The organism is Faecalibacterium sp. BIOML-A4, from assembly GCF_009679665.1.
In the GTDB taxonomy this organism is placed as follows: domain Bacteria; phylum Bacillota; class Clostridia; order Oscillospirales; family Ruminococcaceae; genus Faecalibacterium; species Faecalibacterium taiwanense.
Genome location: NZ_WKZG01000012.1, coordinates 1 through 12,910 on the forward strand (window position 1 = coordinate 1; position 12,910 = coordinate 12,910).

The window sequence follows — 12,910 nt, forward strand, 5'->3', positions numbered from 1 at the left end:
GAAGATTTTGCAGAGCAAAACATGTGAAAAGGCAAAGCTCCTGCTCATGGTCACCGTTCACACCGAACGCAGTTCCTGCCCCTGTTTTGCAGCGGCGTTGTCCGGCTCGCCCACAGAAAGCGTGAGGTCATGGCGCAGTATCTCGTTCAGACGGCTTATGTAAGATTCAAGGTACAGTATGAAGAAAGCCGGACGCAGTGCGGACACTACAACCTGCTTCTTTCAAGCACAAGAATAACACTTTACGGTTGTACAGTCAACAACTAAAAACAAATTTTGGAAGATTGAACAACTACATAAGATTTTATTTGTGAAAAAGAAAAATACCGCCCACGCAGCGCAGCGATGGATTTTGTCGGGTGAATCGGCGGCAAAATGAATCGGGTGTGTTGCGGGACGGTAAAAATCTTCATGGGGAATAAATCCTCGCCGCTCTGTACTTTTCTACAAAATTGGTGGGATTTGCGATAAAGGGTATCATGGATTGCAAGGCACGTCAAGATGGTTTTGCAAATTTTATTGCAGTAAAGCAGTGATAGTAGGACTTATATTTAACACACGGCAAGAAACAATTTCCGTTTCGCACATTGTAATGTTCGCAGAAAAAACTTATAATGCTTTTGAACCTGTAGGACACACAAAACGCGGAAAAGAGAGGGAATCATGAGAAAACTGTTCCTTTTGGAAGATGATCTGAGCCTGATCAGTGGGCTGACTTTTGCATTCAAGAAACAGGGCTTTGCACTGGATACAGCCCGGACGCTGGCAGAAGCCGAGGTGCTGTGGTCAGACAGAAAATATGACCTGCTGGTGCTGGATGTTTCTCTGCCGGATGGCTCTGGCTTCGATTTCTGCCAGAAGGTGCGGCGCACATCCAACGTGCCGATTCTGTTCCTGACCGCTTCGGATGAGGAAATGAATATCATCATGGGACTGGAACTGGGCGGGGATGATTACCTGACCAAGCCGTTCAAGCTGGGTGTCCTGTTGTCGCGGGTCAATGCACTGCTTCGCCGTGCAAATGCGTCCAGCGCAGGAGAACCCGTACTGGAATCGGGCAGCATCACCGTTCGGCTGTTGCAGGGGCAGACATACAAAAACGGAGCATTGCTGGAACTGACCGGCGCAGAGTACAAGCTGCTCTGCTTCTTTATGCAGCATCCGAATGCCGTGCTATCCAAGGAACAAATTCTGGATGCACTGTGGGACTGCGATGGGGATTACATTGACAGCAGTGCCTTAACAGTGTACATCCGGCGGCTGCGGATGAAGATCGAGGACGACCCCGGCAAACCGCAGATGTTGCTGACTGTCCGCGGCATGGGCTATAAATGGAATGGGTAAAGGTGCCGTATGAAAGTATTCGCAAACCAGGAGATCCGAAATTTGTTCCAAGCCGTGCTGGCGGTCTGGGCGGTGGCATTGGCTCTCACGCAGGGCATCGTATGGCATACGACGCATGTGTTTTCTTTCGTGTTACTGTTGGTTTTTCTTCTGCTGGGCGGCTGTCTCTGGGGTGTGCTTTTTCGCTATTTCCAAAGGCAGAGCGCGCTTCTGGAACAGGCAGTCCAGCAAATCCAAAGCTGTCTGGATGGCAACCCGGATGCACGACTGGGCTGCGACCGGGAGGGAGAACTTTACCGTCTGTTTCACTCCGTTAATGCATTGGCGGCAGTTCTGAGCGCACACGCAGACAACGAGCAACGGGAGAAGCGTTTTTTGAAAAATACCATTGCAGATATTTCGCACCAGCTCAAAACACCGCTGGCGGCGTTGAATATCTACAACGGTCTGCTTCAGGACGAAGCTGTTTCGCCGTCGGAGGTCAAAGAGTTTGCAGACCTGTCCGAACAGGAGTTGGACCGCATCGAAACGCTGGTGCAGAATCTGCTCAAAATCACCCGGCTGGATGCCGGTTCGGTCGTCTTGGAGAAGAAAAACGAAAATGTTGCTGAAATGGTGCAGGATATCGCGCGGCAGTATAGCTATCGTGCAGAGCAGGAACAGAAAAAGCTTGTTCTGTCCGGCTCAGAGGCGGTTACACTTTGGTGCGACCGTGACTGGATGCAGGAAGCTGTGGACAATCTTGTAAAGAATGCCCTTGACCACACAAAGAGCGGAGATACGATTCAGGTAGAGTGGAATGCACTGCCGTCCATGGTTCAGATCAAAGTGCGCGACAACGGCAGCGGTATCCACCCGGAAGATTTGTACCATATCTTCAAACGGTTTTATCGCAGCCGCTTTTCACAGGATACACAGGGCATCGGGCTGGGTCTTCCGTTGGCAAAAGCCGTTGTGGAAGCCCATCACGGCACCATTGAAGTAGACAGCGAGCTGGGAAAGGGCACGACCTTTACTCTGAATTTTCCGATTCCTACAAAATTGTAGGCTGCGTGTAGGCTTGCAGTAAGGTTGACGTGTTATCCTTTTCTGCACAGACAGAGATAATCCGTCTGAATCGAAGGAACCTGCAAAGTGAGGGATACACTATGGAACTATTAGAAGTCAACCATCTCTGCAAGACCTACGGCAGCGGAGAAACTGCTGTCCATGCGCTGAAAGATGTTAGCTTTTCAGTGCCGAAAGGCGAATATGTGGCGGTCGTTGGCGAATCCGGCTCCGGCAAAAGCACCCTGCTCAATCTGATTGGCGGACTGGATACGCCGACTTCCGGCAAGGTGCTGATTGATGGCAAGGATGTTTTTGCCATGAAAGACCGGGAGCTGACGATCTTCCGCCGCCGCAATATCGGTTTTATCTTTCAGGCATTCAACCTCATCCCGGAACTGACCGTAGAACAGAACATCCTGTTCCCGGTGCTGCTGGACTACCAAAAGCCGGACAGGGCATATCTGGAAGAGCTGCTGACCGTGCTGAATCTGAAAGACCGTCGAAAGCATCTGCCAAGCCAGCTTTCCGGTGGGCAGCAGCAACGGGTAGCCATCGGCCGCGCCCTGATGACCCGCCCTTCCCTGATTTTGGCGGATGAGCCGACCGGCAATCTGGACACCCAGAACAGCAGCGAGGTCATTGCCCTGCTAAAAGAAACATCCCGGAAATACGAGCAGACCATCCTGATGATCACCCACAACCGCAGCATTGCGCAGACGGCAGACCGGGTGTTGCAGGTATCGGACGGCTGCCTGACCGATTTTGGGAGGTGCCGGGAATGAGAAGTACAGAAATGAAAAGCTATCTGAGCCTGATCCCGATTTCTGCCAAGGTACGCAGACGGCAGAACCGCATGACGATTTTGTGCATCGTCCTTGCGGTGTTTCTGGTCACGGCGGTGTTCAGTATGGCAGATATGGCGATTCGTATGGAAACCTCAAACCAGCTGAACAAAAACGGAAACTGGCATATCATGGTAAAGGACATCTCCCCTGAAACAGCCGCAGAGCTTGCCGCACAGGAGGATGTTGCTGCATTTTCGGCGTATAGCGACATCAACGCTTCCCTTACGGAAAACTACTTTGCCGGAGATAAACGTGCCGCACTGGTAGGAGCAGATGATGCGATCCTTCAAATCTTTCCGGGAATGCAGTGTAGCACTGCCCCGGCGGATGGCGAAGTGCTCGTGACAGCAAACATCCGGGATTGGCTGGATGTCACGGTCGGTACAGCGATTCCGCTGACGCTCCCGGATGGACAGACCATTTCGCTTACTGTCGCAGGTTTCAATGAGGATACCTCCGATGCGAACCAGTATGATGCTGTTGTGCTGGTGATGAACCGCAGTACATTTTCTCAGATTGCCGCACAGGGAGAAGAATCCTTTGAAACACAGTATTTCATCCAGTTCAAGCCACGTACCAATTTGCGGCAGTCCATTGTGAACATCGAAAACAAGTACGGAATTTCAGAAGAAAAAATCTCCGAAAATACTTACCTGATGGCGTTGAACGCAAGCAGCAACAACGATTATATTGTAGGCTTATATGCGGTAGCGGCTGTGTTGGCTGGCATGGTCGTCCTTGCCGGAATTTTTATGATCACAGGCAGCATCAACAGCAATGTAGCTCAGCGTACCAGCTATTATGGAATGCTGCGCTGTCTTGGGGCAGAAAAAAATCAGGTTCGGATGCTTGTCCGGCTGGAAGCTCTTTTCTGGTGTAAAACTGCTGTTCCAGCAGGATGTGCGCTGGGAATCGTTTCCACATGGGGATTGTGTTCCTTTCTGCGTGGATTTATCGGCGAGGAGTTCAGCTCTTTACCAGTGCTTGGCATCAGCCCGGTCGGTATTATCTGTGGTTCCGCGCTGGGACTTATCACGGTTTGGTTCGCGGCATCTTCTCCGGCACGGCGGGCGGCAAAAGCTTCTCCGATCACAGCAGCAACTGGGAATGCGGTGGAGAATGCAGCGGATTCTCCGTGTCATGCTCGGTTGTTTGGAAGTCGTGCAGAGCTTTCTTTGGGCGTGAGTCATGCAACCTCGTCCAAAAAGAACTTGCTTCTGATGACAGGTTCCTTTGCGTTAAGCATTCTCCTGTTTTTGAGCTTTTCGGTTTTGCTTCGATGGGTTGGATTTGCGCTGAATCCGTTGCAGTCCTATGCACCGGACTTATCGGTGGCTGAAACATCCGGGCAAAATGTCCTTGACCCGGTGCTGGTGGAGCAGCTGGAAGCTCTGCCGGAAGTCAAACACGCATTCGGGCGGATGTATTGCCCCCTCCCGGCGGAATATCAGGGAAAACAGGGGTCCATCGACCTGATTTCATACGATACGATACAGTTTGGCTGGGCGAAAAAAGACCTGATTGGCGGAACCCTTCCGCAGGAGCCGGAGGATGGCACATATCCTGTGCTGACGGTATTCGACAAAAGCAACTCCCTGACCGTGGGTGATACCATCCAGCTGGAGGATGCAAAGCTCACAGTCGTGGGTGTATTGAACGACAGCCCGTTCAGTAGTACCGATTCCCCGATTGTTATCTGCACCGAAGAAACCTTCCATCAGCTGACCGGGCAAAACCGCTATGCGGTGATCGATATTCAACTAAAAGATACCACAGCAGACGCAGCCATTGCACAAATACACACCCTGCTGAGCGACACGTTAAACAAGCAGGTTGTTTTTTCCAATCGAATCGAAGGAAATCGGATGATACAAAGCACCTACTGGGCGTTCCATCTGGTGGTCTATGCGTTTCTCATCGTGATTGCAGGAATCACCATTCTGAACATCATCAACAGCATTTCCATGAGCGTGTCGGCACGAATGAAGCAGTATGGCATCCTGCGTGCCATCGGGATGGATGATGCACAGCTGAAACGCATGATCTCTGCCGAAGCTGGCACCTATGCGGTGTCTGGTCTTGTGGTGGGCATTGCACTGGGTCTTGTGCTGAACCGGATGCTGTATACCCGGCTCATCACCCATTATTTCGGTGCAGCGTGGCAGGTGCCGTGGGGCTGTCTTGCCGTGATTGTCGCAGTCGTGCTGGCGGCTGTGGTGCTGGCAGTATATACCCCGGTCAGGCGAATCCTCATGCAGCCCATTACTGCAACCATCAGTGAATTATAAGCCAGAACAACAGATGCCCACCAGCTTATGGCGAAAACCATAGGTCGGTGGGCATCGTGTTCTTTATAAGGGATAAGGGCTTAATCTTCCGGTCTGCCGTGGTCACAGCCAAGGGAAAGATAATGCTCCGTCCCTCCACCCAGCACAAGCTGAGCGTACTCCAAGGGCTTGTTGTAGAGCAGCCAGTCCAGCTCTGCCCGCTGTGCCGGAGTGTTGCCGTACTCATCCTCGACGGCGATGCAGTCGATGGCAAGGGTGGTGTATGACGTTTGCAAACATTGCAATGGCCAAACCCCTTTAGCATATAATATGATTGAGTGCTTTTAAATTTAAGCACTTGAACTTACGTCCTTTTGTGGTATAATAAAGCTAGAGGATAGCGGCATTGACCAGCTATCGGTGGCGATGAAGCAGTGGACTGGTTCGGTATCAGCCGATTGTGGAGCCAGACCGTGGGTTGAGCGATAACCACAAGCCGAATAGATTCGATGAATCGAAAGAAAACGCTTAATAGGAGCCTTGCCTTTCGGCAGGGCTTCTATTTTTTTGAGGGAAGGTGAAAATGTGCAGGACGAACAGCAAGATATTTTGTATCGGGCAGCAGAAGTCTGGAAAGAACTGACTGAGTACCACTATGTTTTCACCTACGGCTATAAGGGTGAACTGCACGAGATCAAGCTGACATTTTCACCAGAGGACTTCCCTCACCTTGCTGGGTTCCACTACCTGAAAGATATTGCCCTTCCCCGGTATAGCCCGCGCAAAACAGTGGATATGATTCTATCCGGCAAGATCACCTACGACAAGGTAAAGAAGGGTACACTCTATCAGGAGTATGTGAAACCGCGTCTGCTGGCACTGGTGCGGTTGAAAGAAATACTGGAACAGGAGTTTGATTTGTTTTCCTATATGCCCCAGTTCTATCCGTTCGTGACCAAAATCAAAGCGGACTACCTGATTTCCAGCCAGATCGAACCAACTGCCTTTGTGTTCATTATCCGGGAATCTCCCTCCGGCAATGCGGTATGTGACTTTCTGTGTTGTTCTGCTTTTGAAGAAAGCGGCCGTGACTACCGTGCAAACCAACGTTCTCGAACGCTCCTGAAGAAAGAGCGTGTACATATCGAAACGCAAGACACGGTGGTTCTGTATGACCGCTTGCCGAAAAATCTCGATTAACAAAACGATGCCCACTCACTCATGGAAAAACCATGGGCGGGTGGGCATCACTTGTTACCCTTCTGTCAGAGCAGAAATGGTAGGTTGTCCATTTGGCATAAAATGATAGATGGGACAAGATTCAAAGAACTTCTGTGATTCTTCAGGTAGCTTATCAAAGTGAATTTTAGCCGCAACAGGATTATCTAATAGTAGATATGCACCAACGTAAATAGACTCATTGTCTTGGGCTACTTCAATAAGAGAAAGAATTTCGGCTTGTTCAGTCGAAGTCAATATGCGAGAGCGTTTGACGGACTGAAGATAGTTGAGAATAGCAATCGGATGCTCTGTATATGGATCAGAATCCTTAATCCAAAGCGCGAGGGTAGTCGCAGTGGATAGTAGCTCAATGCGACTATTTTTACTTTCATCGTATGCTTTAAGCATTTCAAGAAGAAGTGCATTGAGCGAATGAGAATAATCTTCGGAAAAAGGAACGTGCTGAACGGCATCAAGTAGCGCGTTATAGTCGATATTGCAGTACTTCAACATTGCATCTTTATTTAACATGACGAAGTGAGTGGATGGATATTCTTTATCATTTTTGTCAAACTCGCGATATATCAGTGGTACATAGTTAAAATCATAGATGTTATGGTATTCACTATTTTCTTCAGTCGGAACAACCCATAAAAGAAGTTCTAGATTAGCAATATGGCAGCTTCGAAGAAGCGATTGGCTTGAACACATCTTGATTGGTTCTTTGTCGATTAGTGCAGCTCTCAAGATGCTAAGATTAGTATTGTCTGTGACAGAAAGGGAAGAACAGTCGAGGTCGGCTGTTGCATGAACTGCCTCTAGCGTCTTTTTCACATCTAGAAGAAAGGAAAGCTTTTTTTGAAGTGTAGGAAGATTGGCACAATCAGCTTCACTGAAAGCGATTTTTCCACCATTGATTTCATAGTGATGGGCAGAAAGGGCAGCAACCATAAACTCTGCATCTTTGATACGCTCTGATAGTGTTCCGGATAAAGTAAAATTGAATTTTGTAGGCAAGGATTGCGCTGTACTGAAACTCATCTGTATTCCCTTACCAAAACGAATGACCGTAGATGATTTAGAACGTGTGACAGTATAACTCTCAAAATAAACTTTAGAATCAATGCTGATAGGAGCATCTCGTGTAAACGAAAATAACTCAATACGGTCAAGATGAGCAATGGGCAGTTCGACTTTTTGAGGGAGAACAGCATAAATGTAAGTTTCGTGGTCAAAAAAATAATCAAGGGGCAAATCGTAATGTTTTGCTGCACTAGTAGAATAGCCTAGAGAAATAGTGTTGGTGGGTAAGTCTGAATCGAAGGATAAGAGCGCGCTATTGATAGCGGCGCGTTGCCTATTCATGTGATGCGCGAAATTAAGGAAGATATCATCGATATCTTCTTTTTTGGTCGGAAAAACTTTTAATTCAATGCTTTTGCATTTAGAGAAATCTCCTTTATAGTCCTTGAGCATTTTTTTGAGGTCGAACGGAAGAAGTCCAACATAGTATATAGTATAATGCTCATCTTCCTTATCGAAATACACGACAAAAAAGATGGTTCCTCCAACATAAAGATAGTTTCTTAAATCAGAATATTGGATAGAATACTTTATGCTCTTTTTCTTTAGATTTGGTTTAATATGACCTTTGACCTGAACAGGTACTTTTAAAATCAAGTCAGCTTTTGCATGAACGTGGCCGGACTTTTTATAGACTTCTACATCTCCATCCCATGAGGGCTCTTTATCATTGGAATTGATGTGAGAAACCAAGTGACCCGTTTTGCTTATGGCAAGTTCAACATGATTTGTAGCAATCTTTTCAGAATCCATATTAGACCTCCAGATAAGGTGATTGCAGAAATATGCATGAGAGTGCAGTTTCTTGTTTGTACTGATTATACACCTAAAATCAGAAAAATTAACAAAACATCTGAAAAATCTTGAAATTGTGATAGTCTTGACAAAAACTGAATTTATGGAAGATAATGGAATAGGTCTGCTATCGGTAGCGAGTTGAGCAGAAATAAAAGGGGCATCTACAACACCGTGGTGCTGTCCGATGTCCCTTGTGACTGATTTTATCGTTGTCCGCCAACCTCAGGCTCCTATGTCCTGCATCGCTTTCGGGTTTTATCGCTGCCCGCCAGCCTCAAGCCCTTACGTCTTGCATCAGATCGGATTTTAGGTGTCAGCCACACCAGCGGAGTGACGTCCGCTCTCCTGTTTATAGTATATTCAATTGGTACTCAAATGGCAATGGCCTTTCGAAGTAATCAATCTTCCAGTCTGCCATGGTCGCAGCCAAGCGACAGATAACGCTCTATCTCTCCACCCAGCACAAGCTGGGCGTACTCCAAGGGCTTATTATACAGCAGCCAGTCCAGCTCTGCCCGCTGTGCCGGGGTGCTGCCGTACTCGTCCTCCACGGCGATGCAGTCGATGGCAAGAGTGGTGCCATCCTCGAACCGGGCTTCCACCCGGTTGGTGTCCATATTGAAGCGGCAGGAAAGCAGTTTGTTCATGGTGAACCTCATTTCTATATCAAACGGTGTCTGTTCGGATGTCCTAAACCCTGCCATAAAACCGGTGATTGATTTGTCCATTGGGCTTTGTTTTGCCCGTCTGCACATTTTTGCACACTTTTTGCACACCTGAATATCTGGATAACGGTTGCAAAGCATTACACTGTATGCAGACAATGCGGTGTGTGCAAAGGCGTGTTTTGCGATGATACGATAAAAATAACGCTTCTTCGAACTTTTGAAATTTGACGAATGATGCGCCTTGGATTCTTTTAATCAGAGGGCCAGGGATTCGAGTTCCCTCGAGCGCACCAAAATCCCACGAAGAATCGTAAGATTCCTCGTGGGATTTTCTTTTTATACGCCATTTGCACGGTCTCTGCACGGTTTTTGCACGGTCCGCATTTTTCGTGTCAGATGGAGTAAGTCTGTGAATTACTCTGCAATTCGTGCTATTTTTTGCAATTCAGGTCAGCAAAGCCAAGCGGAACTGCGCTTTTACAGAGGGGTCTGCGTCCTTCAGAAGCTCCAAAAGTGCCGACACGGAGATGGTCGGTTCTGCTTCAACCGGGGCAGCCTGCACAAGTGTTGTTCCCTGTACGGCTTTCACATCACCGCCGGAGATCATCAGTTGGTAAGCAGAGCGCAGGCTGCGCGATGGAATCGCTGAATAGCACAAAAGCATGTTGGAGTCCAGATGTGAAAAAACGGTAACGCAGATAAAATCCACTTTACCGTTTTATAGCAATTCAACTTCTTCATGCAACAGCAATAGCGTTGAATTGCATATCGCAAATTGCTGTTTTAACGTTCCACTAATTTCTTGCCTTGCGATCAAGAAAGCACGTCTGCTAAACGCTCTACATTGAAAATATAATCGTACACTGCTATAATAAAATTGTGATATTATCACCAAAAATTCGAGATGCAAAGCGTTTGCGATTGGCAAACATTCAGGAGGAACGCATGGTAACAGGAGCCATTAAAAATAAGGTAGACAAGATCTGGACGGACATCTGGGCAGGAGGCATCACCAATCCGCTGACCGTCATTGAACAGCTGACCTATCTCATGTTCATCCGGTCACTGGACGAGAAAGAGCTTGCCACCGAAGATTTTGAGAACATGGCGGGCGAAAAGATGGAGCACATCTTCCCGGCCAGCGAAGCAGGACAGTCTATGCGGTGGAGCCGCTTCAAGGATAAAGATTCCCGCGAAATTTTCCTGACCATGCAGCAGCGGGTGTTCCCTGCCATCAAAAAGATGAAGTATGGCCGTCTGCCGGACTTTGACGCAAACGGCGAACTGGTGGAGATCACAGACGACCCCACCCGCCCGGACGAGGGCAACACCGCCTTTGCGCGGTATATGGACGATGCCATGTTCCTGATCCCCACGCCGCAGGTGCTGCAAAAGATCATCACCGGGCTGGAAGATCTTTACACCCACGACATCGCCGACCTTGATATGCAGGGCGACCTGTACGAGTATATGCTGGGAAAACTGGCAACGGCGGGTCGGAACGGCCAGTTCCGCACGCCTCTGCATATCATTGATATGATGGTGGAGCTGGTGCAGCCCACGCCGGACGATTTCATCTGTGACCCGGCCTGCGGTACGGCAGGTTTTCTGGTGTCCAGCGCAAAATATGTTCGCAAGTACTATGGGGACGATATGACTCCGGAACAGTGGCAGCATTTTGCCGGGCCGATGTTCACCGGCTTTGACATGGACCGCACCATGCTGCGCATTTCGGCCATGAACCTGATGCTCCACTCCATCACGAACCCGGAGATCGACTACAAGGACAGCGTGTCGAAGCAAAACTCCATTTGCAGCAAGTACACCATCTGTCTGGCGAACCCGCCGTTCAAGGGCACTGTGGATGCCGAGAGCATCAACGACGACCTGAAAGCCGTCACCAACACCAAAAAGACGGAGCTTCTGTTCCTTGCGCTCTTCCTGCGGATGCTCAAAACCGGCGGACGCTGCGCCTGCATCGTGCCGGACGGCGTGCTGTTCGGTTCCAGCAAGGCGCACCAGAGCATCCGGAAAGAACTGATAGAAAACCACCAGCTGCGGGCGGTCATTTCCATGCCCTCCGGCGTGTTCAAGCCCTACGCAGGCGTGTCCACGGCGGTGCTGGTGTTTACCAAGACCGGCGCGGGCGGCACTGACAGGGTGTGGTTCTACGATATGAAAGCCGACGGTTTCTCGCTGGACGACAAGCGCACCGAGGTGAAGGAAAACGACATCCCGGACATCATCGCCCGGTTTCAGAACCTCGATGCCGAAACTGACCGCAAGCGCACCGAGCAGAGTTTCTTTGTGCCCAAAGAAGAAATTGCCGCCAATGGGTACGATTTGTCCATCAATAAGTACAAAGAGACGGAGTATGTGCCGGTGGAGTACCCATCGACCATGGAAATCCTTGCCGACCTGCATGAGCTGGAAATGGAGATTACCAAGGGTCTGGCAGAGTTGGAGGAGATGGTGTGATGGCGAAGTTGGGAGAGGTTTGTCTCTTAAAGGCAGGAAAATTCGTATCAGCGAATGATATTTCACCTGAATATAACAAGGGATTGTATCCTTGTTTCGGAGGAAATGGCATTCGTGGATATGTTGCAGATTATACGCACGATGGAGAGTTTCCGTTGATTGGCAGACAGGGGGCGTTGTGCGGAAATGTTAATTTAGCCTCTGGAAAGTTTCATGCAACAGAGCACGCAGTCGTTGTACAACCAAAAATCGAAATGAATGTGCATTGGCTTTATTATGCACTGAACGCCATGAATTTGGGTCAGTATGCAACAGGTGCGGCACAGCCCGGTCTTGCTGTGAGCAAGCTAGAAACATTATCAATAGAAATTCCGAATATTTCAGAGCAAAACAAAATTGCTCAAACTCTGTGCAAAGTTGAACAGCTTGTGAATTTTCGCAAACAGCAGCTTGCTAAACTGGACGGGCTGGTAAAGGCGCGGTTTGTGGAGATGTTTGGAGTTGTGCATAACAGTGTTCTTTATCCGTATGTTCCTGTAAAAAGTTTCACTTCTGTGGTGAGTGGTGGTACACCGAATAGAAATGTCTCGGAGTTTTGGAACAATGGTAGTATCCGATGGGTGAAAACAACGGAATTGCAAAACAATGTCATTTGTAATACTGATGAAAAAATAACGCAAGCTGGACTTGATAACTCGTCCGCAAAAATTATACCTCCGAATACAGTTTTGATTGCAATGTATGGTCAGGGAAAAACTCGTGGTATGACAGGATATACCTCTATTGAATGCGCGACTAATCAAGCGTGTGCTTGCATTTTGCCTTGTGAACAGTTTAATCAAAATTATCTGTGGCGATATATGATTCTGTCATATGATAAACTTCGTGATATGGCAAAAGGTGGAAACCAGCCCAATCTAAATATCGGAATTATAAAGAACTTTCCGGTTTTAAAGCCACCAATCGAATTACAAAACGACTTTGCCGCCTTTGCGGAGCGTGTAGACCAGCAGAAGCAGACCGTACAGCAGAGCCTTGAAAAGTTGGAATTGATGAAAAAGGCACTGATGCAAGAATATTTTGGGTAACTCCCCCAGTCGCCTGACGGCGACAGCCCCCTCAAAGAGGGAGCCTTAACGTGGCCGCAAGGCAAAAG

General features: G+C 48.5%; 12 protein-coding genes. 7 read left to right on the top strand and 5 right to left on the bottom strand.

Going from position 1 to position 12,910, the window contains the following annotated elements:
* Positions 1-57: 57 nt before the first annotated feature.
* Positions 58-207, bottom strand: coding sequence for a hypothetical protein (locus GKG34_RS09240; RefSeq protein ID WP_154256067.1), 150 nt, complete (start codon positions 205-207; stop codon positions 58-60).
* A 456-nt stretch (positions 208-663) separates the two neighbouring features.
* Here GKG34_RS09240 and GKG34_RS09245 point away from each other — a divergent pair, with 456 nt between their 5' ends.
* The 4 genes from GKG34_RS09245 (at position 664) to GKG34_RS09260 (ending at position 5,527) form a co-directional block, all read left to right on the top strand.
* Complete coding sequence (locus GKG34_RS09245; protein ID WP_154256068.1) at positions 664-1,344, top strand: response regulator transcription factor; 681 nt, start codon at positions 664-666, stop codon at positions 1,342-1,344.
* Positions 1,345-1,353: 9 nt separating this feature from the next.
* Entirely contained in the window at positions 1,354-2,391 is a 1,038-nt protein-coding gene (locus tag GKG34_RS09250; RefSeq protein ID WP_154256069.1) for a HAMP domain-containing sensor histidine kinase, read from the top strand.
* 101 nt (positions 2,392-2,492) lie between these two features.
* Positions 2,493-3,176, top strand: a complete 684-nt coding sequence (locus GKG34_RS09255) for an ABC transporter ATP-binding protein (RefSeq protein ID WP_097793055.1) — start codon at positions 2,493-2,495, stop codon at positions 3,174-3,176.
* On the top strand, positions 3,173-5,527 hold the full coding sequence (locus tag GKG34_RS09260) for an ABC transporter permease (protein ID WP_154256070.1): 2,355 nt from the start codon (positions 3,173-3,175) through the stop codon (positions 5,525-5,527). Before GKG34_RS09255 ends, GKG34_RS09260 begins: the two co-directional genes overlap by 4 nt.
* A gap of 80 nt (positions 5,528-5,607) precedes the next feature.
* Here the strand turns inward: GKG34_RS09260 and GKG34_RS09265 are convergent, their stop codons facing one another.
* Positions 5,608-5,811 carry a DUF6061 family protein gene (locus GKG34_RS09265; protein ID WP_097780445.1) on the bottom strand — a complete coding sequence of 68 codons (204 nt, stop codon included), beginning with the start codon at positions 5,809-5,811 and terminating at the stop codon, positions 5,608-5,610.
* A 280-nt stretch (positions 5,812-6,091) separates the two neighbouring features.
* Here GKG34_RS09265 and GKG34_RS09270 point away from each other — a divergent pair, with 280 nt between their 5' ends.
* On the top strand, positions 6,092-6,706 hold the full coding sequence (locus tag GKG34_RS09270) for a PBECR4 domain-containing protein (RefSeq protein ID WP_242958688.1): 615 nt from the start codon (positions 6,092-6,094) through the stop codon (positions 6,704-6,706).
* Positions 6,707-6,760: 54 nt separating this feature from the next.
* Here the strand turns inward: GKG34_RS09270 and GKG34_RS09275 are convergent, their stop codons facing one another.
* The 3 genes from GKG34_RS09275 to GKG34_RS09285 form a co-directional block, all read right to left on the bottom strand.
* Positions 6,761-8,563 carry a DUF4365 domain-containing protein gene (locus tag GKG34_RS09275; RefSeq protein ID WP_113991776.1) on the bottom strand — a complete coding sequence of 601 codons (1,803 nt, stop codon included), beginning with the start codon at positions 8,561-8,563 and terminating at the stop codon, positions 6,761-6,763.
* 443 nt (positions 8,564-9,006) lie between these two features.
* The gene (locus tag GKG34_RS09280) at positions 9,007-9,255 is read right to left on the bottom strand and encodes a DUF6061 family protein (protein WP_097780442.1); all 249 of its coding nucleotides are present in this window, start codon (positions 9,253-9,255) and stop codon (positions 9,007-9,009) included.
* A 466-nt stretch (positions 9,256-9,721) separates the two neighbouring features.
* Complete coding sequence (locus GKG34_RS09285; protein ID WP_243139236.1) at positions 9,722-9,985, bottom strand: hypothetical protein; 264 nt, start codon at positions 9,983-9,985, stop codon at positions 9,722-9,724.
* A gap of 236 nt (positions 9,986-10,221) precedes the next feature.
* On the opposite strand from GKG34_RS09285, the gene GKG34_RS09290 reads away from it, so the two are divergent.
* On the top strand, positions 10,222-11,754 hold the full coding sequence (locus GKG34_RS09290) for a class I SAM-dependent DNA methyltransferase (RefSeq protein ID WP_154256071.1): 1,533 nt from the start codon (positions 10,222-10,224) through the stop codon (positions 11,752-11,754).
* Positions 11,754-12,842, top strand: coding sequence for a restriction endonuclease subunit S (locus tag GKG34_RS09295; RefSeq protein ID WP_154256072.1), 1,089 nt, complete (start codon positions 11,754-11,756; stop codon positions 12,840-12,842). Before GKG34_RS09290 ends, GKG34_RS09295 begins: the two co-directional genes overlap by 1 nt.
* Positions 12,843-12,910 lie beyond the last annotated feature (68 nt).

What these genes read in the sequence shown, in the direction of transcription:
- GKG34_RS09245 (WP_154256068.1), top strand. Translation starts at nt 664, where the DNA reads ATGAGAAAACTGTTCCTTTTGGAAGATGATCTGAGCCTGATCAGTGGG.
- GKG34_RS09250 (WP_154256069.1), top strand. Translation starts at nt 1,354, where the DNA reads ATGAAAGTATTCGCAAACCAGGAGATCCGAAATTTGTTCCAAGCCGTG.
- GKG34_RS09255 (WP_097793055.1), top strand. Translation starts at nt 2,493, where the DNA reads ATGGAACTATTAGAAGTCAACCATCTCTGCAAGACCTACGGCAGCGGA.
- GKG34_RS09260 (WP_154256070.1), top strand. Translation starts at nt 3,173, where the DNA reads ATGAGAAGTACAGAAATGAAAAGCTATCTGAGCCTGATCCCGATTTCT.
- GKG34_RS09275 (WP_113991776.1), bottom strand. Translation starts at nt 8,563, where the DNA reads ATGGATTCTGAAAAGATTGCTACAAATCATGTTGAACTTGCCATAAGC.
- GKG34_RS09280 (WP_097780442.1), bottom strand. Translation starts at nt 9,255, where the DNA reads ATGAACAAACTGCTTTCCTGCCGCTTCAATATGGACACCAACCGGGTG.
- GKG34_RS09290 (WP_154256071.1), top strand. Translation starts at nt 10,222, where the DNA reads ATGGTAACAGGAGCCATTAAAAATAAGGTAGACAAGATCTGGACGGAC.
- GKG34_RS09295 (WP_154256072.1), top strand. Translation starts at nt 11,754, where the DNA reads ATGGCGAAGTTGGGAGAGGTTTGTCTCTTAAAGGCAGGAAAATTCGTA.